Annotated in this window: 29 protein-coding genes; 6 read left to right on the forward strand and 23 right to left on the reverse strand. The window is 33.1% G+C overall.

What is annotated here, in order from left to right:
* Nucleotides 1–2: 2 nt before the first annotated feature.
* The 12 genes from D6T69_RS14350 to D6T69_RS14400 form a co-directional block, all read right to left on the reverse strand.
* On the reverse strand, nt 3–422 hold the full coding sequence (locus D6T69_RS14350; protein ID WP_125068587.1) for a hypothetical protein: 420 nt from the start codon (nt 420–422) through the stop codon (nt 3–5).
* Nucleotides 423–433: 11 nt separating this feature from the next.
* Nucleotides 434–1,144: a hypothetical protein gene (locus D6T69_RS14355; protein WP_125068589.1), complete on the reverse strand. Its 711-nt coding sequence runs from the start codon at nt 1,142–1,144 to the stop codon at nt 434–436.
* Between the two features lie 6 nt (nt 1,145–1,150).
* On the reverse strand, nt 1,151–2,698 hold the full coding sequence (locus D6T69_RS14360; RefSeq protein WP_125068591.1) for a hypothetical protein: 1,548 nt from the start codon (nt 2,696–2,698) through the stop codon (nt 1,151–1,153).
* Between the two features lie 278 nt (nt 2,699–2,976).
* Nucleotides 2,977–3,183, reverse strand: coding sequence for a GDCCVxC domain-containing (seleno)protein (locus D6T69_RS14365; RefSeq protein ID WP_125068593.1), 207 nt, complete (start codon nt 3,181–3,183; stop codon nt 2,977–2,979).
* Nucleotides 3,183–3,782, reverse strand: a complete 600-nt coding sequence (merTP, locus tag D6T69_RS14370) for a mercuric transport protein MerTP (protein ID WP_125068595.1) — start codon at nt 3,780–3,782, stop codon at nt 3,183–3,185. Before merTP ends, D6T69_RS14365 begins: the two co-directional genes overlap by 1 nt.
* On the reverse strand, nt 3,779–4,153 hold the full coding sequence (locus D6T69_RS14375) for an ArsR/SmtB family transcription factor (protein ID WP_125068597.1): 375 nt from the start codon (nt 4,151–4,153) through the stop codon (nt 3,779–3,781). The genes merTP and D6T69_RS14375 overlap by 4 nt, the downstream gene beginning before the upstream one ends.
* Nucleotides 4,154–4,240: 87 nt before the next feature.
* Nucleotides 4,241–4,429 (reverse strand): hypothetical protein, encoded by a 189-nt coding sequence (locus D6T69_RS14380; RefSeq protein ID WP_121146007.1) that lies wholly within the window; start codon nt 4,427–4,429, stop codon nt 4,241–4,243.
* Nucleotides 4,430–4,446: 17 nt separating this feature from the next.
* Nucleotides 4,447–5,064 carry a hypothetical protein gene (locus D6T69_RS14385; protein ID WP_125068599.1) on the reverse strand — a complete coding sequence of 206 codons (618 nt, stop codon included), beginning with the start codon at nt 5,062–5,064 and terminating at the stop codon, nt 4,447–4,449.
* A complete protein-coding gene (locus D6T69_RS16020; protein WP_164506734.1) occupies nt 5,036–5,182 on the reverse strand; it encodes a hypothetical protein in 147 nt (48 codons plus the stop codon). Before D6T69_RS16020 ends, D6T69_RS14385 begins: the two co-directional genes overlap by 29 nt.
* Nucleotides 5,183–5,321: 139 nt before the next feature.
* Nucleotides 5,322–5,555: a hypothetical protein gene (locus tag D6T69_RS14390; protein ID WP_164506735.1), complete on the reverse strand. Its 234-nt coding sequence runs from the start codon at nt 5,553–5,555 to the stop codon at nt 5,322–5,324.
* A 90-nt stretch (nt 5,556–5,645) separates the two neighbouring features.
* Nucleotides 5,646–7,472 carry a hypothetical protein gene (locus D6T69_RS14395; protein WP_125068603.1) on the reverse strand — a complete coding sequence of 609 codons (1,827 nt, stop codon included), beginning with the start codon at nt 7,470–7,472 and terminating at the stop codon, nt 5,646–5,648.
* A gap of 208 nt (nt 7,473–7,680) precedes the next feature.
* Nucleotides 7,681–7,908, reverse strand: a complete 228-nt coding sequence (locus tag D6T69_RS14400) for a helix-turn-helix domain-containing protein (protein WP_099214612.1) — start codon at nt 7,906–7,908, stop codon at nt 7,681–7,683.
* A gap of 163 nt (nt 7,909–8,071) precedes the next feature.
* Between D6T69_RS14400 and D6T69_RS14405 the strand changes: the two genes are divergently transcribed.
* Complete coding sequence (locus D6T69_RS14405) at nt 8,072–8,785, forward strand: hypothetical protein (protein WP_121146958.1); 714 nt, start codon at nt 8,072–8,074, stop codon at nt 8,783–8,785.
* A gap of 2 nt (nt 8,786–8,787) precedes the next feature.
* Here the strand turns inward: D6T69_RS14405 and D6T69_RS14410 are convergent, their stop codons facing one another.
* The 6 genes from D6T69_RS14410 to D6T69_RS14435 all read right to left on the reverse strand — a co-directional run bounded on the left by D6T69_RS14410 (nt 8,788) and on the right by D6T69_RS14435 (nt 12,437).
* Nucleotides 8,788–10,098, reverse strand: coding sequence for a tyrosine-type recombinase/integrase (locus tag D6T69_RS14410; protein WP_125068605.1), 1,311 nt, complete (start codon nt 10,096–10,098; stop codon nt 8,788–8,790).
* 263 nt (nt 10,099–10,361) lie between these two features.
* Entirely contained in the window at nt 10,362–10,592 is a 231-nt protein-coding gene (locus tag D6T69_RS14415; RefSeq protein ID WP_125068607.1) for a hypothetical protein, read from the reverse strand.
* A gap of 25 nt (nt 10,593–10,617) precedes the next feature.
* Entirely contained in the window at nt 10,618–11,034 is a 417-nt protein-coding gene (locus D6T69_RS14420) for a VOC family protein (RefSeq protein WP_125068609.1), read from the reverse strand.
* A gap of 28 nt (nt 11,035–11,062) precedes the next feature.
* The gene (locus tag D6T69_RS14425) at nt 11,063–11,509 is read right to left on the reverse strand and encodes an SRPBCC family protein (RefSeq protein ID WP_125068612.1); all 447 of its coding nucleotides are present in this window, start codon (nt 11,507–11,509) and stop codon (nt 11,063–11,065) included.
* Between the two features lie 8 nt (nt 11,510–11,517).
* Nucleotides 11,518–11,928 carry a VOC family protein gene (locus tag D6T69_RS14430; protein ID WP_125068614.1) on the reverse strand — a complete coding sequence of 137 codons (411 nt, stop codon included), beginning with the start codon at nt 11,926–11,928 and terminating at the stop codon, nt 11,518–11,520.
* 5 nt (nt 11,929–11,933) lie between these two features.
* Nucleotides 11,934–12,437, reverse strand: a complete 504-nt coding sequence (locus D6T69_RS14435) for a DinB family protein (protein ID WP_125068616.1) — start codon at nt 12,435–12,437, stop codon at nt 11,934–11,936.
* A gap of 135 nt (nt 12,438–12,572) precedes the next feature.
* Here D6T69_RS14435 and D6T69_RS14440 point away from each other — a divergent pair, with 135 nt between their 5' ends.
* From D6T69_RS14440 to D6T69_RS14455, 5 genes are all read left to right on the forward strand, one after another.
* Nucleotides 12,573–13,553, forward strand: a complete 981-nt coding sequence (locus D6T69_RS14440) for a GlxA family transcriptional regulator (RefSeq protein ID WP_125068618.1) — start codon at nt 12,573–12,575, stop codon at nt 13,551–13,553.
* Between the two features lie 15 nt (nt 13,554–13,568).
* A complete protein-coding gene (locus D6T69_RS16045) occupies nt 13,569–14,093 on the forward strand; it encodes a DUF6597 domain-containing transcriptional factor (protein WP_206197820.1) in 525 nt (174 codons plus the stop codon).
* Between the two features lie 52 nt (nt 14,094–14,145).
* Nucleotides 14,146–14,382: a helix-turn-helix domain-containing protein gene (locus D6T69_RS16050; RefSeq protein ID WP_206197821.1), complete on the forward strand. Its 237-nt coding sequence runs from the start codon at nt 14,146–14,148 to the stop codon at nt 14,380–14,382.
* A gap of 138 nt (nt 14,383–14,520) precedes the next feature.
* On the forward strand, nt 14,521–14,904 hold the full coding sequence (locus D6T69_RS14450; protein WP_125069319.1) for a VOC family protein: 384 nt from the start codon (nt 14,521–14,523) through the stop codon (nt 14,902–14,904).
* Between the two features lie 102 nt (nt 14,905–15,006).
* The gene (locus D6T69_RS14455) at nt 15,007–15,459 is read left to right on the forward strand and encodes a carboxymuconolactone decarboxylase family protein (protein WP_125068620.1); all 453 of its coding nucleotides are present in this window, start codon (nt 15,007–15,009) and stop codon (nt 15,457–15,459) included.
* A 64-nt stretch (nt 15,460–15,523) separates the two neighbouring features.
* On the opposite strand, the gene D6T69_RS14460 is transcribed toward D6T69_RS14455, so the two are convergent.
* From D6T69_RS14460 to D6T69_RS14480, 5 genes are all read right to left on the reverse strand, one after another.
* A complete protein-coding gene (locus D6T69_RS14460; protein WP_125068622.1) occupies nt 15,524–16,102 on the reverse strand; it encodes a YdeI/OmpD-associated family protein in 579 nt (192 codons plus the stop codon).
* 7 nt (nt 16,103–16,109) lie between these two features.
* The gene (locus D6T69_RS14465; RefSeq protein ID WP_125068624.1) at nt 16,110–16,490 is read right to left on the reverse strand and encodes a DoxX family protein; all 381 of its coding nucleotides are present in this window, start codon (nt 16,488–16,490) and stop codon (nt 16,110–16,112) included.
* Entirely contained in the window at nt 16,487–16,957 is a 471-nt protein-coding gene (locus D6T69_RS14470) for an SRPBCC domain-containing protein (protein ID WP_125068626.1), read from the reverse strand. Before D6T69_RS14470 ends, D6T69_RS14465 begins: the two co-directional genes overlap by 4 nt.
* 2 nt (nt 16,958–16,959) lie before the next feature.
* Nucleotides 16,960–17,283, reverse strand: coding sequence for an ArsR/SmtB family transcription factor (locus D6T69_RS14475; RefSeq protein ID WP_125068628.1), 324 nt, complete (start codon nt 17,281–17,283; stop codon nt 16,960–16,962).
* Nucleotides 17,284–17,416: 133 nt separating this feature from the next.
* The gene (locus tag D6T69_RS14480; protein WP_125068630.1) at nt 17,417–18,388 is read right to left on the reverse strand and encodes a GlxA family transcriptional regulator; all 972 of its coding nucleotides are present in this window, start codon (nt 18,386–18,388) and stop codon (nt 17,417–17,419) included.
* Nucleotides 18,389–18,477 lie beyond the last annotated feature (89 nt).

The raw sequence follows: 18,477 nt of genomic DNA on the forward strand, positions 1-18,477 counted from the left end.
GTTTATTTTTTTTGTGTCATTACGTACATTCCTCCTAACAATACGAGTATGCCTGCTCCAACTCCTACATACAACAGCGTGTTGTCTTTTTTAGGGGGGTGTTGTGTTTGTAATTGTAGCTGCATCATTTTTACCAAGTTGTCTACCGAGGTTTGCTGTGCTTGTGCTTGTTGTTCTAACTTGGCTATTAGCATCGGAGCAATGTCCTTGGTTTCGCCATTGGCTTGTTGTACATAGACTGGTTTTCCGTTTCGGGCTTGTTCTATTTGCGACCATGTTCCGCCAACGGTATTGATTATTCCCATTAGATTCGCTCCGTCCCAAAATCCATGAAGTCCGCTTGCTTGTGGTTTAGAAAGTGCTTGGCTTTCTAAGGCTTCTTCTTGTTCGGCAAGCAATAGGTGTGTTTGTAACAAATTCATCGTTCTTAATTTTATACACTTACGGACTTCACCGTTTTGTGAGTTGGACTTTTTTTATTGAGATAGACGACTGCGCCTAACAGTGCGATACCTCCTAGTATCAACGGTGCGTTTTCTTTGGCGATTCCTGCAATGCGTTTCTTGTTGGCATTGCTGACCTCGGCGGGTGTGGCATTAGCTGCTTGGGCTTTTTCATGGTCTCTTTCTGCTTTATACTTTGCAATTTTTTGTTTGACTTGAACAATGCTTTGTTTAATGGCATTGAGCTTTTGTTGGTTTGCTTTAATCACTGCATTGGCTTCTTTGATACCTTGGGTTTGTTGACGTTCCAAGGTTTGAAAAGCGCCTTTGATATGTCCTAGGGACTTTTCTGCATTGCGCAAACTTTCTTCGGCTTTTTTTCTTTTGGAGACTGCCCCGTTACACCAAGCGCCTAAGCCTAACGCATCGGCGATGCCTTCTTCTTGGACTAATTGTTGTTGTTCGGCTTTTATGGCTTGTTCTAAGCGCCGTACTTCTTTTTTAAGGCTTTCCCATTCGGCGGCTTGTCGTCCGTTTTGGAGTGCCTTGTACTTGTTGTCCCATTCGGCTTTTTGCGCCCATACGCCTTTGGCTTGGTTGTTCAATCGACTGGCAATTCCATTGGAGGGACAAAAGCCGTCGAACCAACCATACAGCCCATACGGAACATAGCTGCCTATGGTGTCAAATTCTTCATTCATAACTTTTTATTTTTTTTGTAAAAACAATACGAGCAAGGCGGAGGCTGCTGCGCCAATACCTACTTGGATTTTTAATCGTTTGCGCTTTTTGGCTTGTTGGTCTTCTACCACATTTTTTTTAAAGCGTTCTTGATAGTCTCGTAGAGCTAATTCATTAGCGGTACGTGTATTTTGAGCTTCTTCTTTTAGGTACTGGGTGTAGTTTGCATCGTATCGCAACCATACTTTGTAGAGTTCTCGTTGTAAGGGTTGTTCGAAATAATACAGCATTTCTCCGCCTAAATGTGCTTTGGCTCGTAAGGCTTTTACTCTGTCTAACAGTGGGGTTATTTCTTTTTCATAGCTCTTTTCCCGTCCGTCGTTATAGGTTTTTTGTAAATGGGCTAGGTTGTTTACTAACCATTGCTCTGCATTGGCTTCAAATGGAAATATCGGGTCTAGTCCATAGGTGGATATTTCTTTTCGTAAGACAATAAAGCGGTAGTCGGCTACGATGGGGTTGGTCTCGTTTTCCACCACAAAATAGAGTGTTCTACTATTTACATTGGCTGACTTGATAAACTCTTCTACCTTGAAATAAGGAGCATGCTTTTTAAATTCTTCGAAAAAATTATCGATAAATGTTTTTAATTTTTCCGCAAAGGCTAACGCATGGGCTAGGGTTTCTCCGTCGCAATGTTCATAGGAACTATAAGCGGTTTCGTTACGTAAATGGGCAATGCCTAAGTCTACTTCTTTAAATATTTCGTTGAACAGGTGTTGTGTTCTTGCACGGTTTCTAAAGGTGATGGCTTCGCCTAATTGGGTAATTTTTTGTTGTAGCTTGTCTCGTAAATCACGTCTGATTTTAAGTTCTACTACTGAGGCATCGTAATACGAACCACTACAGGAGTTCATTTCTTGTATGAATTCACTCACGGCATAGTTCACTAGTTTTCCAACGCCTTTTACCAGTTCTCCTCCAATAGCTCCTGATAAGCCTTGGGTTTTTGGGGTCATTAATACATCGTCAGATTGGTGTATGTCCTGTTCTTTGAATGTTTGTAAGGTGCCGTCTATGGTATAGTACCCGTCGTTTAGGTCAAATGTGTGTTGGTTTTTGGGAACTATCACATATACATGACTGTAACCCTCTCCCTCTTGTTGTATAACACGTCGCAAGTAGTGTGTAACCCCACAATTTAATAACACACTGCTTGCGAAAATGCTATAACTTTTGCAATCCAATCCCTGTGAGCGAGTCGCCCAAGCACAGGCAGGGCTACGTAATAATTGGTCGTAAGTATCTATCTTGTATTGTAGATGCTGATACAAAAACTTGTGTAGCTCCTTGCATAATTTTTGTAAGGGGTGGTTTGCAAATTTTTCTTGGGATAGCTTTTGGGTGTGGTGTTGGTATTTATATACCCACAACGCCATACTCTCAATTGCTACCTTGGTGTCTCCGTTGGCAATTTTTACACTACTACAGTCGCTATGTGGAAGTAGCTTGTCGTATGTACTTCCTTTTTGGATGGGTCTGTATAAGATGGTATTAATTGCCTCGGGATTCACTTCTTTTTCTTTTGCTGAGTCAAAAGTACTTGAAGTGTTTTGTGGGGGTTCAGGGTTTGAAAAGCTTCGCTAAGTTATGCTGTAATTAGCTAACTTTTGGGAGGGTTTGGTAAGATTGGTGAGGGTCTGAAAAACATCGTTCTAGACACTTCTACTCTTAAAAAGAATAGAATGAATAAACTTTTCTAAATTTAAACTTATACATCATAAGTTTATCTTATATTTTTAAGTGAATATTCATCTTTTTGGATAATTTAAATTCTATTTTTTGTGTTGTATCAACAACAACTTTTATTTTCTTGAATTGGTGGGCAAGGTATTGTTCCATATGAACAATAAACACAACAATCTCCTTCGTTTGGTTTTAAAACCGTTTTACAATTATCGCATTTATAGAAAAACTGACAAGCGTTTGTTGGCATATTTTCTACTTTTTTATGTCCGCAGTTTGGACAGGTAATTTCTGATTTTAATTGAACTTCCATTAATTTTCTTTTTTTTCTGTTACTTTATAACTTGTTGAGTTAATTACTCTCTCAATTTCTGTTTCATTGGTTTTTGTTTTGTCAAATTCAATGATTGCATTTTCATTTTCGTAAGACGCTTTAGAATTTATAATTCCGTTGAGTTTATTCACTTCGTAATTTATATGCTCTTCACAACTCGAACAGGTCATTCCACTGATTTTAAATTCAGTTCTTTTAATATCCAATTTGTCAACTATGATTATTTGTTTTTTTGTAGTTGAATAAAAAGTTCCTGAATAGTACGGGAAAGCCAACATCATAATTGCAAATACGGTTACAGCTCCTAAAAAAGTTTTAGATTGAGTGAATTTTGGTTTTTCATCCGTCTCACATTCACAGTCGATTTCTTTTCTATGTCTTAGTTTTTGATACCAAGCAAAACCAAGAACTAAAATTGTCAGTCCAATTAAATATAACCTAAATGGCTCAATCCAAGAAAATACTGAAGCAATCCCACTTGTTCCTGCGATAAGAGCCAAAACAGGTGTGATACAACATAAAGAAGCTGCAATTGCAGTTAATAAACCTGCTCCGATTAATTTACTTTCACTTTTCATATCGTTTTTAAAATTTTGTTTTTATCAAGTAGCTCAAAGAATGGATTTAGTAACGTTGAATATTCAGCAGTTAGTGAGTAAAAAATCGTTTGGGCTACTCTATCGGTTTCCAATAAATTTCGGTCTTTCATTTTCCTCAAATGTTGAGAGATAGCAGAAATGTTCATTCCGAGAATATCACTTAAATCACAAACACAAAGTTTCTTTTCTTTAAAGAGTAGGTAAAGTATTTTCAATCGAACACTATTCCCTGCTAATGAAAGTCCATTTACTAAATAGTCGAAAGATTCATTTAATTCCAAAACCGTGTCTCTACAACGACTTATTTGCTCAATATCAGCTTGTTGCCTTATACAAGAATTATTTCCCATAAAACAAAGTTACAATTATTCATGTATTTAAGCAAATACTTAAATAATAAATCTAAAAAAGAGGAAGTGATTAGAACTTCCTCTTTTTTATACTAAATCATATACTTCTAAAAATCTTCTTACTTCACTTGGGCGTAGCTTCTTTTTATGTTTGGCTACCTCAAAAGGTAAATGGCGTATCTCTGCGATAATCTCATTAATCGTTACACGCATTTCTCTTTCTGGTAGGTAATAGTATTTCTCAAATAGTTTCTTTTTACTGTAAATAGCGGTCATTGTTCGTGTGTTTACTGCTAATAGGCTTTCTCATAGACATACCCTGTAATGATATTGTTGCCATCATACACATATACCTTTTTGGGTTCGTGTACGTAACTGGTGCTTCCTGACATTAGAATGTAGTTTATAAGGTTTTGATTGTCTAGCTTGTAGTAGTAACGCAGGGTTACTCGAATGATAAATGTTTCAAACTGACAAAAAAATTCTTCCTCGCTTATCCTACCGTCTTCATGGTGTCTTTTCCCTCCTATATTGTCTTGATGTTCCTTAACAAAACTTAACAGCTTTTCGTAAGTGTTGGCTTGTAAGTAAGCAACATACATGGGGTCTTGTTCTTTGGTTTTGGGTGGAGCTTCCATTGTTCCTCCTTGTAATTTCAATTCGTTTTCTAACATACTTTTTAGACTCTGTGCATTTCCATAAAATCTCGTTTCATTTACATTGGTTACGTTTCTTGCGAGTATGGTAATGCCTTGTTGTTCGTCTTTGTAATTGGTATTGTGGGTGATTAGTATTGCTTCGTTAGGGTATCTCGGGTGTTTGTGAATAGTTATTGTGGGTAAGATGTGTTCTATCACTCCTGATGTTCCTGTGATAACTATATTACCATTTGCTGATTGTTGTATTTTCATGTTCTTTTTTTAATTGTACTTCTCTTTTTGCGTTTCCTTGCGCTTTATTGCGTTTTTCTTGCGTCTTCCAATACTGCTTTTCTTCTTGGAGTTCACACCATTTCTGATAACTGTTCATTGCTTATTTTTTATCTAATTCTGATCTCCCAACGATAGACTGATTTACTGGCGAGCTTAATGGGTATTTCGGGGTTTCAGAGTTTCAGTCTCATACTACAAACCCTTTTTCTGTGTTGGTTGATGCTTTGTTCTTCTTTTTATGCGGTTACTATTGTCGTGATATGTTGTTTGGTTTGATTGTCAAAAAACATAAGTTTGTTGGTAGCGTTTATGTATTTTGACTTTTGAAATCGTTTGTACATGCTATTGATTAAGGTGTTGATGGTTTTATTGTTTTTACTCAAATGGTTATACCAAACAGGGTTTGCATAGGTGGTATGGCTTGTTTTATACTTTAAATGACTGTTGCCATTTTTTAAGAGGATAACCATTTTTAGCTTGCTGCATTGGGGACAGGTGATTTTGTGTCCTGTTCCGCAATGGCATCGATTTTCTTTTTTGCTCATTTTTTAGATTCTGTTTTATTGATTATAGTGTATCATAGTGGACAATGCAGACAGATAGCTATGTGGTAGGTTGGTTTGTACATAGGTATATAGCTGTTTTGCCGTATAATTGCCTTTTTCATATTTCTTGATGGCTGTTGTAATTTTCTTTTGATAGGTCGCTTTGCGTTTTCTTGCGTTTTGTTGCGTTTGTTGTTGCGCTTTTTCTATTGCCTTTTTTTCCTGATACTTTACATGGGTTTTCCATACTTTGTGTAGTCCGAAAAAGCCTATTTCATGGGTTTGGGTACGGGTTTTATCAAAATATAACGAGGGATACAATGCAGTTACTTGTGATTTGATAAACCACTTGCGAGCAAACTCCAGTTTCCAACGGTATTCTTTGAGTTTTTGAATTAGGGTTGTCTTTTGAGTGATGTTTGTAAATAGTTCGTTGTTTAGGTAATTGATGGCTTTTTTCCATTCGCCTACATAGACATTGTGCTGTTTCCATAGTTTTGCAGAAGTTTTGATACAATCTTGTAGTAAAATTGCCTTAAATTCTTCAGTCGTTACATTGGCGTAGAGTTCTATTTTTTGCAAATAGTCATAACGCAATCCTTTGTAGTTGTCATACACACCGTCTGCCAGTTCTTGTGCTAGTTCTCTATCGTCTTGCAATCGAGCTAAAAAGTTATGCGTAAGCGGGCTGTTTGTGCCTTGGCTTGGTTTTTCTTGTTTTAAAAAATCAGGCAACAGGGCTTTGACTGCTTCGGAGGTTTGGCGCGGGCGAGTGGTTGTTTTCTTACTTATCACTGTGGTGTTCTTGTAGAAGCCGTCCGCAGGACATATAAATTCTTCCTTTTGAAATCCTGTGTTATGTACACAGTCTTTTATTTCTTTTTCTTTTAATAAAAAGGTTCTAGTAGTATCATTATTATCTGGTAATTCTTTCCAGTTCTCCTGTTTAAAAGATTGGTTTTCAATTCTTTTGGGTTTTGGTGGATTTCCGTCTAAAATTGTTAGAATTTCAGGGTGGAAATTAACCGTTATCGGTTTGTATTGGTTGATATATGCATAGTTGATTAAGATGTTGGCTTCTCTAAGGCGTTTGATGTGGTTTTGCGCTGTTTTTTTGCAAATAGCAAGTCTTGGTATCTCTGCGATGGTATGTGTCGCTAATTTGCGATGGTCTATGGTTAGCTTTGGTAAGGCTTTTTTTAATACACTGGTTGGACGATTCATTTCTAAGAGATATGAATTGCGTTGTTTTAATTGGGCGATATAAAAGCCTACCAAGACATTAAATAAAAGCTCCGTGGTGTACTTGATAGTTGGTTTGCGCTTTTTTGCGATATAGTTTGCGTTTTTTTGCGCATTGAATTTTGCTACCTCTTTGTTGTAAGTACTTGTAAATTCACTACGGTGTTTCTTTGTAAAGTCTGCAACTTGTTGGGCTAGTGTTGGAGTGTTAGGAGCTATGACCGTTTTGTTATACTCAGCTATGGCTTTGTTATATTCTACAGCTTGCTGATTATAGCTATGTACATATTGACGGTAGTTATCCATCGTGCTTTTCATAGCGCTTCTATCTAAAAAAGGATAGTTGATATAGTTGTAGTGTTTACTTATCGCTTTTTCATGCTCTTTTCCCTTTTTTAAAAGCAAATACCCGTGTTGGGTATTAAATTCCTCTACGGCTTTGTTGTATTGCGTATTGTTTAGCTTATTGCGCTGCGCATTGTCTTTAAATAGCTTGATAGCTAGTTGGGTTATCGCATCCAACGTTGTGTTTTGTAAATACTCATGTACTTTTTGATTGTACAATCCTATCGCTGTGAGCGATGTATTATTTTTTTTCATATCTTCGAGGTTCTTAAAAGGTTCTGCGTCCTTGCAGAATTTTTTTCTTTTTCATAGCAATTTTTTAAACGGTTAGTGACAGCTAACCGTTTTTTGCTTTAAAAAAGTAACCCACAACCTGAATGTTGTGAGCTACTTACAATAAGTGCTTACTTATCGCTGTGGTGTCTTTGCGCTTTTTGCGTTTTTCATTGCGCTTTCTTTTTCATTATTGCTCAAAGCTCTCTACTATCTTTTCTAAGAATTGAATTTTAGGGATATGGTATTTGCCGTCTTGAAAGATTGCTTGAATGGTGTTTTTATGGATGCGGTTTTTAACCGTGTTAGGATGTACTTTTAAATATTTTGCGCAACCATCTACGGTAAGCATCGTATCATTGGCATTAAAAATGGTTAAGGCTTTAAGGTTTACTTTTAATAAGTCTGCTTGGGTCATATTCAATTTTTTAAATTTTTGTGCTCTTTTTTATTTTTTGCTCACAAAAACCAATAATATATCGTTAATTGTTATATTTGTGGATAATTACGACGCAAAAATAAAATCAATTGTCAACTTTTAGAATAAATTGTGGACAAAATAATTTAAAGAAATTGATAAGATGTTGAAAACCAGTTCGGAAATTTTACAGGAGTTATTAGACCATTTAGGTATCAAAGCAAACCGCTTATCGGTAGAGATTGGAGACAATAGCAATTCTCGTATCTACTATGTAAGAAATGGAAGAAGTAAAATAAGTCCAAAGCTTGCCAAAGCGATTACCAATAGGTACAAAGAGATTAACTATATGTATTTACTCACAGGAGAGGGAGAGCTTGTCAACAAGGATATTATGGTGAATACCAATGGGAATGTTTTTGTGGAAAAACCTGATGGTAGTTTTAACGTAACTACACGATTGATTCCTTTTGATGCCTATTCTTCTTTTTTAGAAACGCTAGATGATGCAAATGTAATTTATGAATGGGAGGAAGTAACTTTTAATGTAGAAAAGTACGGTCGTGGTAATTACGAAGCATTTAGGACTAAAAACGATAGTATGAACGGTGGAGGAATTAATGATACCCCTAACAGAGCCTTGGTATTGGGTAGAGAACTTGGACGCCATCATTGGATGGATGGATTCAACCCTACTTTATACGGATGGATAATTCTTTCTAAGCACAATGTTTTTCACAAGGATATTATCGGACTGGATAAAGAAAAAGGGACGATTATTTGCCATAGTAGAAATAAAAGTCCCGAGTATTCAGATTTTGAGTTAGACCTTAATGAGGTGTATCAAATTTTTAAGGTAATTAAAAGAACGTTTTAAACTTAATCAACTCTTTTTTGACTATAATATTCATTCCAGTGATTGAGTAGTTTCTCTGCATGTTCTGTTGGAGTAACTTTAATGTATGATAAAAAACTTTTTTCAGAAGAGTGTCCAGTAATTTTCATAATAGAAAGTGTAGGAAAGTTCATCTTGTATAAATTCGTTGCAAAAGACCTACGACAAGTGTGTGAGCTTACCAATTTATATTTAGGGTACATACCTACTTTTTTACGATAGATGTCTGTCTTTTCATCTTTAACCATGAGTGAACCTTTTACTTTATCAGTAAATCCAACTCGTTTACAAACTATTTTTATATACTCATTGAATTTTACATCGGTAATCATTCTAGGCATGCCTCTTTTATTAATGACTTCTTTGATTTGGTGGTGCAAAGGAATCACTACTTTAACCCCTGACGAATTTTTGGTCTTTTTAGGTTGTACAGTGATAAATTTATCATCCGTATTAATTTGGGGTAAGTTAAGAAAGTCAGAGACTCTTAACCCTGTCCAAAGACCAATAATAGCCATATCTCTACAGTTCTCTAATTTTTCATCGTTGGAAAAATCGTGATTGAAAAGTGTATCGATTTCTTTTTCATTTAGTGCTATTGATACACTTTCTTCTTTGATAACAGAAAACTCACTTCGTTCATAATCCTTATGAACATCGTAACCAAATTCTACATCAGCTACTTTAAGCAATTTTTTGATGTTTTTTATTAAATCTCCTGTATAGTTGACCGAGTATTTTTTGTTATCCGTGAGGTAGTGTACCAAGGCATCATAGACAACAATATCAAACTTGTTTATTTTGATTTTTGAACGCCTGTAAGTTTCAAACTCTTTTAATCGATTGTTTGTTTTTTTATAGTGCTTTATCTTGTCTGTTGTATAATTTCGTTTTGTAGAACGATTGATAAGGTTAGGGGCTTTGATAAGAAAATCATCGATAAAATCAGTAAGGTATTCAAATCCTTTTTTTTCTGCTGCAACCTTTTTCTTAAAATGCTTGTCAAACTCTGTTTTTAAAAACTTTCGAGTTAGGGGTATATTATTGATTTTACAGTTATCAATCAATCGTTCCAAAAAGGTATCATAGCGCATAATATTGGAAGTTATTTTTTTTAACTTCGCTCCACCGATTCCTTTTTTAGATTTTGGTAGTCTGTTTTCAAAATCCCAATTCTCAGGATTTATTTTTTCGCCAGTTGAATATTTGAAAATAGCCTTTTCGCTCTTTACATAGAATTGAATAATTATCAGTGTCTCTTTTTCTGACTTAGGTTCTTTTAAATAGAAATACATTTTTCACTTTTTTACTTACCCCAAAGATACAATAGTGGTAAACATCGTGGTAAGAAAAAATGTATTTTTTTTATTTTTTTGAAAACAACAAGAAATAACAAAACGCCCAAATCACTATAAAATATACAGGTTTTGAAAAAACGCGCACAAAACAAAACAACAAAATGTAATCCTGCCGAGGTCACAAAAAACCCTGTTAGAAATCTAACAGGGTTTTATTTTTACTATAAGTTTGTGTGTTAGCTTTCTAATATCGTTTTGTCTTATATATTCAACACATCCTCCAATACTTCGATATTAAATCCATAGGATTCTACTAGCTTAATAATCGAAATAAGGTTTATTTTTGTATCTGTTACCTCAATTCGTAGAATATTATCACAGTCTTCTAAATCAAAATTAACTATGTAATCTGGAAACTTCTTTCGAAGTTTTTTTAATAAAAATACCTCTTCTTCAATTAACGTTACAGATGTTTTAAAGACTTCTACCATTAAAAAGATATTAAATTTAACTATACTACTCGTTATAATTAATCATCCAATGGACACCAAACTTATCTACAAAACTTCCATAATAATCTCCCCAAAACTGATCTTCCATAGGCATTTCAATTTTTCCACCCACAGATAAGCCGTTAAACAAACGATCTGCTTCTTCACGACTTTCAGGGTGAATTGAAATGTAATTATTATTTCCTTTGTTAAGCTTATGCCCCATTGATGGCACGGTATCTGACGCCATTAAAATAGTATCTTTTGATAATGGTAACGAAATATGCATTGTACGTTTTCTCTCATTTTCTGGCAACTTTTCTACATCTGGAGCGTCACTCATTTTCATATTTGCGATAAATTCACCACCAAATACAGATTTGTAAAAATTGAATGCTCGTTCTGCATCTCCGTCAAAATTTAAATAAGGATTTACTTTCATTTTTCTTGTTTTTAAGGTTATGTTTATTCTAATTTTTCTTTTCTACTAATTCTTTTATCTTTTCCATTGCTTTAGGCCACGTATCTAAAAAGAAGTCTTTATATTCTTCAACTACATCCATTTTTACTGTTAAATGTGTATTATCACCAACTCGTTCTAATACATATTCTTCAATAGCTCCACGCCATTCTTTTGCTTCCTTACTTTCAAGGTTTTCTATATGATCTTCAATAATTCCTAGATGTTCAAATAACATATATTTATTTGTAATCTTTTTTTTGATTCTACTTACCATCCCTCTACCATCAGGCGTAAGAAATAACACTTTACTACCTTCCTTCCAATCTGTTTTTGCATAAGATCCTTCGGAGAAAATTGCTGTCCATTGAGAATAAGTCTTATCACCCCAAAGAATCTTCCATACCTTTTCAGGGGTAGCATTGATAACTATTGTAAACTCTTGTTGTTCCTTCATAACTAATATTACCTTTTATTTAAATTACAAAACAGATTAAATAAGTGCCCATCTAAATCTTCAAACACACAAACACAATAACCGTTATCGTCGTAAAACTTTTTCTTATCTTTTCTAGGGTCAAAACGAATATTTCCTCCTACTTTAATTATTTTATCTATTAATATACTAACCTCTTCTTCGCTATTTACCGAAAGTGTAAACATTATTTCATTACCGTTGTTAAGATTTGCTATTTCTCCTTCAAAACTTTCTTTTAACTTTTCCTTTTTAAAAAAGTGAATTACAAACTCATCATCACCAAATAAAAAACTTACTATTTCGTTCGTAGGAGTTCCATTAAGTTTAAAACCTAATGCTTGATAGAAATTTTGTGTACGTTCTACATCCTCTACTCCTAAATTTGCCCATATGTTCATTGTTTTTATAGTTTTAAATTCTTAATAATTTGTTTTATTTGATAAATATGACGCTTTGTATGCACTGTATTAAATCCTATCCATTCAAGTCGTGTAAATGGTCCATATTCAGGAATTTCAAAATCTAAACAGAGTTTTGATAAATCCGCCTTCTTTGAGAAATCGTTCACCCATTGTATTTTAATTTTTAACTCAGTCAACAAACTTTCTTTATCAATGAACTCTTCGGCAGGAATAATTTCTTTAGGTGAGTTCATCTTTACATCAAGGTTTAAAAAAAGCTCCTGTACTTCTTTTAACTTTTCATTTGGACTACGTTTAGTTTCTTTTACTTCTCCTGTCAAAACTTCAGATAAAGCATACGATTTATTAAGATGATCTCCTACTTGCGCTACTGTCCAACCTCCTTCTTTTGTTTTTTTATTCAGCTCTTTTTCAGTTAACGATGATATCAACCTTAATAACTCCTTGGTTGTGATATAATATTCATTTAAAACTTCTTCCTTCATGAATTAATTGTTTGATTCCCAAAGATAAAAGGTCTTTTTTATACTCTAAAGGTATGTTCCCGACAATACCACGGGTTGATTGCGACAATAGCTTATCTTATATTTGAAATGGTTTAATTTCTTGAAAAATGACTCATGAAACATATTTCTATTCTTGTACCTGAAGGCGACTCTAGTTTGAGTAATTTAGAAGCTACTTATAAAATGTTTACTATGGCTAACGATGCTTTATTAAAAGCTGGTAAACAGCCTATGTTTGCAACGCATCTTGTTGGCACACATAAAAAAGCAAGGTCAAGTAACGGACTATTTAGTATTATTCCTAACACAACAATTACTGATGTGCAAAAAACGGACTTGATTATTATTCCTGCTATTCATGGAGATTATACTCAAGTAATTTCAAAGAATAGTGCTTTTATTCCTTGGATAAAGAAGCAGTACACTAATGGCGCTGAAATAGCTAGCCTTTGTATAGGTGCTTTTTTATTAGCTAGTACAGGACTACTTAACGGCAAGGATTGTGCTACGCATTGGTTGGCTGCTGATGAATTTAGAAAAATGTTTCCTGATGTGAATCTTGTTGATGATAGGATTATTACTGATGAAAATGGGTTATACACAAGTGGTGGCGCCTATTCTTCTTTAAATTTAAACCTTTATTTGGTAGAAAAGTTTGCTGGTCGTGAAATGGCTGTACTTTCTTCTAAAATTTTTGAAATAGATATTAGTCGTAATAGTCAATCTCCTTTCATTATCTTTAAAGGACAAAAATCTCATAGTGATAAGGATATTTTAAAAATTCAAGAACATATTGAACAAAATTATCAACAAAAAATAACTGTTGATGAGCTTTCTGAAAAAATAGCTGTAAGTCGTAGAACTTTTGAAAGACGTTTTAAAAAAGCAACTGCCAATACTGTAATGGAGTATGTACAACGTGTTAAAATAGAAGTTGCTAAAAAAGAATTTGAAAGAGGAAATAAAACAGTTAACGAAATAATGTATGAAGTTGGTTATAATGACCCTAAGGCGTTTAGAGAAGTTTTTAAAAAGGTCACCAATATGACTCCTTCTGAATATGCTAACAAATATCGTAAGGCCGTTTATGTTTAATTTAAAATAACACATTTGACGTCTTTTCAATCCATAAAAAACTTCTATAAACCCATACAACCATCGGTTAATTCTAAAACTAATAACATCTCATATATTGAGTTAAAACCTGATATCAGATTAGAAAACTATATTTATTGTTTTTGGCAATTAAAAACTAAAAAAACACTACAAAATCCTTTCTCTTATCGGGTCGTTTCTGATGGGTGTATTGATATTTTCTTTAACAAAAAGAATGTTTATGAAAGTTTTGTAATGGGTTTTTGCAGAAAATATGTTGAATTTCCTATTGGGAATGATTTTGATTATATAGGAATTCGTTTTCTCCCTTCAATTTTTCCTTTATTATTTAAAGTTAATGCTAAAGAGCTAAGTAATAAATCACAAGAATTACAACTTTTCTTGCCTCAATTATCCAAATGGATACAAACAACTATAAGTTCGAGCAACTCGTTAGAAACCATTGTAAAACTCCTTAACTTCAAGTTTATAAACTTAACTCAAAGTCAATCTATACAAAACGATTCTCGTTTTTTTTAAAGCTTTATCTCTTATTTTTCATCATAAAGGTTATTTAGATATTGAAAAAGATTTGAATACTGGTTTAAGTACTCGTCAATTACAAAGAGTTTTTAATTATTACATTGGCACAACTCCTAAAGCTTTTAGTAATGTTGTTCGGTTTCAACAAGTTTTAAGTGAAGTCACCTCTGCACAAAGTTTAAAAAACAACAAGCTTTATTTAGACTTAGGTTTTTTTGATCAAGCACACTTTATTAAACATTTTAAAACATTTTATGGTGTAACTCCATCTAAAGCTCTTTATTAAAATCTGTCCGATTTATACAATCAAACTAAAACCCTTGATACTAAATTTGTTTCAACAAAAATGTATAACATGAAAAAATTAATAATAATCGGGTTGATGCTAACTGTTATATCTATCAACGCACAAACATTCAAAAAAATGAAACTAAACGCAGGAATTATAACCGAAAAACTACAAGAAACTAAAAAATTTTATACTCAAACATTAGGTTTTGGAGTTACTTTTGAAAATGATTTTTACCTTCTATTACATTCACCTAATAAATCTTCAGAAATTAGTTTCTTACTTCCTAATCATCCTAGTCAAAAACCTATTTTTCAATCAGCATTTAACGGTAAAGGGGTTTATTTAACTATTGAAGTAGAAAATGTAGACTATTACTACAAACAACTAAAAGAAAAAGGAATACCTATTGAAATTGAGTTAAGAAATGAACCTTGGGGTGATAGGCATTTTGCTATTATTGACCCCAACGGAATAGGAATTGACATTGTTACTTATTCTAAACCCGAAGAAAAATAAAACGTTTCTTTATAACTTTAACACACAGCATTACGTTTCTTAAACTGGCTTAAGTTTTAACTTTATAGGGAATGATACCTTTGGCTTATAAAATTAAAAATTATGAAACAAAGACTAAACATCCAAGAATTAGAGCCTAATGCCTATAATGCAATCTTAGAAATTTACAAATACCTTGAAACAACAACGCTTTCAAAAAAGAGTAAAAACCTTATAAAAATAAGAGCTTCACAAATTAATACATGTGCTTATTGTATAGAAATGCATACTTCGGAGGCTTTAAAAAATGGAGAAGCACAAAACAGAATTTTTGCGTTGAGTGCTTGGAGAAAATCGCCTTTATTTTCTGAAGAGGAAAAAGCTTTATTAGCTGCTACTGATGAAATAACACAAATAAGTAATAATGGGTTATCAGAAGAAACCTTCCAAAAGCTTAAAAGTTACTTTAGCGATAATGAAATAGCTCAAATTATTATACAAATAGGAGAAATTAATATTTGGAATCGTATTGCCGTGTCTACACAAATGTTTCATGCTACGGCTAAGGTTTCGTAATAATGTTAATTTATCTAGTTTTCATCTAAGTTTCTATAAAGCTACCTAAATTTAGGTAGCTTTATTATCTTTCGTTATGTCCTTTTCCTTCAATCATTTTCGGTATCGCCTTTTCTATTCTTGATAAACGTGTTTTTGATTGTTTAGCTTGAGAAAAATACAATAAGTAACTTCTTTGTCTTCCTGGTGTTAATGCTTCGAAAGCTTTTTTTACATCTGAATTTTCTTCCAACACTCCTTTAAATTCACTTACCATTTCAAATTCTGAAGTTTTCTTAGTTTTTACTTTTAAACCTGCTTTTTCAACTTCTACCGCTTCGAAAATATATCTTTTGATTGTTAGCGTCAAATCTATAACCTCTTCAGGTTTTGTAAATCTAATTTGACGAGCTGATTGTACATTTTCTGTTTGTTGAATTAAAACTTCATCTGTATCTTTTAATAATGCACCTTTATGAAAAAGTAATGCACAGTAATCTTTAAAACCATGAATCAATACAATATTTTTTCCTTGAAAGGTATAACAAGGATGCATCCATTTAAAATCTTCTTCAAGACCACAATCCAAACAAATTTGTCGTAACAGCTTAGTTTCTTCCTTCCATTTTTTTATATTTTCTATGTATTTATCTACTTTTTCCATTTCAGACTTACTTTATAATTCTTTTTATTTTTCTACTATCTGGTCTTAAATACCAAGACAAAATTGTAATTACCAATAATATCAAAGACGGTAGTACTTCAGTAAAATTTTGCTCTACTATAGTATGAGATATTGCTGCTCCCGACATAGCAAAGAAAAAGCCTGCATATGCCCATTCTTTTAATAAGGTTAATTTTGGAGCTAGAATAACAATTACTCCTAGTATTTTCCATACTCCTAAAATACTTAGTACATATAACGGATATCCTAATGCTTTAATGATATCATTGTACCCACCAATTTGTAACATCTGCTGAATACCTCCTGCAAGCATACCTATCGAGAGAAATATTGTCAGTATCCAATATGGGGTAGTTTTTACTTTCATACTTTTAATAATTTATTTACAACTTCTTCTAATCGTTGATGTGCCCAATTAATACCTTGTTTAAATGGAAGTTTTAAGTTTTCGTCTCTTTCTTTTACTGATTGATAAACTACTTTCTTGGTTAACTTACTACTATTATTTGTTAGCTTTTCAAACACCAACGTTTCTAATTGTACACCGAAAGACATGCTTACCATTTCAAAAGTTCTAATAATTTTGTTTTGAGGGATAATTTCATGAATTACTCCTCTTAACAAATGTTTGTTTCCTACTGGATCTGTTGTTTCAAACTGATAATTTCCATTTGTTTTACTTTCAAGTTCTATAACTTTTGTTCCCATCCATTGCTCAATAATTTCAGGCTCAACATACGCCATAAACAAATGTTCTATAGGTAAATCAAATATTCGTGTTATTACAATTTCTTGTTTTCCTGTTTCTGCTACAACTTTTGTTTTCTGTTCCATGTTTATTTTTTTGGTTTATAATTCTTCATTACAGATTCTAACTTATTATAACGTTCATCCCAAAACTTTCTGAAAGGTTCAATAAAAGCAGCTATTTCCTTCATTCCTTCAGGATTTAAATGATAGTATATCTCTCTACCCTTTTGTTCCTGTTTTAGAATATCACATTCTGATAGTATTTGTATGTGTTTAGAAATTGTTTGCCTTGAATATTCAAAATTATTAGCTATTGCAGATGGCGTCATTGCTTGAAGCGCTACTAAAGAAATAATAGTTCTACGGGTTGGATCAGCTATGGCTTGAAATACGTCTCTTCTTAACTTCATTATGCAGTTATTTGACTGCTAATATAAATAAAGTTATTTAACTGCGCAAATTTTAAAACTCAAAAAAAGAAAACAACTAACTTATAATCAATAATATTATCGCTTAAATCTTTTAAAAGTGTACTCGTAAGACTTAAATACCTTTACTATATTTATTTCTGTACTCAATAGGTGTTAATCCAGTAATTTTTTTAAAAACATTTCTAAAAGCTTTCGTATCTGAATACCCTACATCGTACATTACTTCAGTAATATTTTTTCTAGTACTTTCAAAATGTCTTTTAGCTGCTTCAACTTTTACACGTTGATGATATTGAATAATTGTATTATTGGTAGCTTGTTTAAATCGTCTTTCAAAACTTCTTCTACTAACAGCTACTAAACTTGCCATATCATCCACAGTAATTTTATCTTTATAATTTACCTCTATATACTCTTGTACCTTTATCACTTCTATGTCATTATGATTTTTTTGCCCTGTAAACATTGTAAATGCTGACTGACTGTCTCTATCAATATCAATTGCAAAGTATTTAGATGCTAAAATTGCCGTGTCTCTATCAGTATATTTTTCTAAAAGATATAATAATAAATTCCAATATGAATTTGCTCCCCCACTAGAATAAACTCCATTTTCTTCTGTAATAATACTACCATCAGCAACTTTAACATCAGGAAAAGTTTCTTGAAATTCATTATAAAAAGCCCAATGAGTAGAGCATTTTTTTCCGTCTAAAATTCCTGTTGAAGCTAATAAAAATGCACCAACACACAAGGAAGCTACTTCGGTTCCTTTTTTATAATGTTTTACAATCCAAGGGATAGCTTCTTTGTTGAGTTCAACCGCAGTTTTCATATTTCCAAAAAGCGCTGGTATTATAATAAGGTCTGTTTGAGTAACTTCATGCAACAACTTATTTGTATGAACAGAAAACATACCATTATTAAACCCAATCTCTTTTTTATTCCCTACAAGAGTAACCTCAAAAAGAGGCTCTTTATTATTGGATATTAAAAAATTATTGGCTGCTGAAAACATGTATTGAGGATCAGCAACAGACTCTATTACAGCAGACTCTGGAACAAGGATAGAAACGTTTTTCATAAAACAAATATATCAAATTGGCATGATTACCCCTTAAAAACGCCGTTATACCACCCAACGAAAGCTTTAAATTAATCCCACCTTTGTAG

The sequence above is a fragment of the Tenacibaculum singaporense genome (genome assembly GCF_003867015.1).
GTDB classification, from domain to species: Bacteria; Bacteroidota; Bacteroidia; order Flavobacteriales; family Flavobacteriaceae; genus Polaribacter; species Polaribacter singaporensis.

Excerpts from the sequence above, each read along its gene's own strand:
- D6T69_RS14350 (WP_125068587.1), bottom strand. The coding sequence starts at position 422 with ATGAATTTGTTACAAACACACCTATTGCTTGCCGAACAAGAAGAAGCC.
- D6T69_RS14355 (WP_125068589.1), bottom strand. The coding sequence starts at position 1,144 with ATGAATGAAGAATTTGACACCATAGGCAGCTATGTTCCGTATGGGCTG.
- D6T69_RS14365 (WP_125068593.1), bottom strand. The coding sequence starts at position 3,183 with ATGGAAGTTCAATTAAAATCAGAAATTACCTGTCCAAACTGCGGACAT.
- merTP (WP_125068595.1), bottom strand. The coding sequence starts at position 3,782 with ATGAAAAGTGAAAGTAAATTAATCGGAGCAGGTTTATTAACTGCAATT.
- D6T69_RS14375 (WP_125068597.1), bottom strand. The coding sequence starts at position 4,153 with ATGGGAAATAATTCTTGTATAAGGCAACAAGCTGATATTGAGCAAATA.
- D6T69_RS14380 (WP_121146007.1), bottom strand. The coding sequence starts at position 4,429 with ATGACCGCTATTTACAGTAAAAAGAAACTATTTGAGAAATACTATTAC.
- D6T69_RS14385 (WP_125068599.1), bottom strand. The coding sequence starts at position 5,064 with ATGAAAATACAACAATCAGCAAATGGTAATATAGTTATCACAGGAACA.
- D6T69_RS16020 (WP_164506734.1), bottom strand. The coding sequence starts at position 5,182 with ATGAACAGTTATCAGAAATGGTGTGAACTCCAAGAAGAAAAGCAGTAT.
- D6T69_RS14390 (WP_164506735.1), bottom strand. The coding sequence starts at position 5,555 with ATGGTTATCCTCTTAAAAAATGGCAACAGTCATTTAAAGTATAAAACA.
- D6T69_RS14395 (WP_125068603.1), bottom strand. The coding sequence starts at position 7,472 with ATGAAAAAAAATAATACATCGCTCACAGCGATAGGATTGTACAATCAA.
- D6T69_RS14400 (WP_099214612.1), bottom strand. The coding sequence starts at position 7,908 with ATGACCCAAGCAGACTTATTAAAAGTAAACCTTAAAGCCTTAACCATT.
- D6T69_RS14405 (WP_121146958.1), top strand. The coding sequence starts at position 8,072 with ATGTTGAAAACCAGTTCGGAAATTTTACAGGAGTTATTAGACCATTTA.
- D6T69_RS14410 (WP_125068605.1), bottom strand. The coding sequence starts at position 10,098 with ATGTATTTCTATTTAAAAGAACCTAAGTCAGAAAAAGAGACACTGATA.
- D6T69_RS14415 (WP_125068607.1), bottom strand. The coding sequence starts at position 10,592 with ATGGTAGAAGTCTTTAAAACATCTGTAACGTTAATTGAAGAAGAGGTA.
- D6T69_RS14420 (WP_125068609.1), bottom strand. The coding sequence starts at position 11,034 with ATGAAAGTAAATCCTTATTTAAATTTTGACGGAGATGCAGAACGAGCA.
- D6T69_RS14425 (WP_125068612.1), bottom strand. The coding sequence starts at position 11,509 with ATGAAGGAACAACAAGAGTTTACAATAGTTATCAATGCTACCCCTGAA.
- D6T69_RS14430 (WP_125068614.1), bottom strand. The coding sequence starts at position 11,928 with ATGAACATATGGGCAAATTTAGGAGTAGAGGATGTAGAACGTACACAA.
- D6T69_RS14435 (WP_125068616.1), bottom strand. The coding sequence starts at position 12,437 with ATGAAGGAAGAAGTTTTAAATGAATATTATATCACAACCAAGGAGTTA.
- D6T69_RS14440 (WP_125068618.1), top strand. The coding sequence starts at position 12,573 with ATGAAACATATTTCTATTCTTGTACCTGAAGGCGACTCTAGTTTGAGT.
- D6T69_RS14450 (WP_125069319.1), top strand. The coding sequence starts at position 14,521 with ATGAAACTAAACGCAGGAATTATAACCGAAAAACTACAAGAAACTAAA.
- D6T69_RS14455 (WP_125068620.1), top strand. The coding sequence starts at position 15,007 with ATGAAACAAAGACTAAACATCCAAGAATTAGAGCCTAATGCCTATAAT.
- D6T69_RS14460 (WP_125068622.1), bottom strand. The coding sequence starts at position 16,102 with ATGGAAAAAGTAGATAAATACATAGAAAATATAAAAAAATGGAAGGAA.
- D6T69_RS14465 (WP_125068624.1), bottom strand. The coding sequence starts at position 16,490 with ATGAAAGTAAAAACTACCCCATATTGGATACTGACAATATTTCTCTCG.
- D6T69_RS14470 (WP_125068626.1), bottom strand. The coding sequence starts at position 16,957 with ATGGAACAGAAAACAAAAGTTGTAGCAGAAACAGGAAAACAAGAAATT.
- D6T69_RS14475 (WP_125068628.1), bottom strand. The coding sequence starts at position 17,283 with ATGAAGTTAAGAAGAGACGTATTTCAAGCCATAGCTGATCCAACCCGT.
- D6T69_RS14480 (WP_125068630.1), bottom strand. The coding sequence starts at position 18,388 with ATGAAAAACGTTTCTATCCTTGTTCCAGAGTCTGCTGTAATAGAGTCT.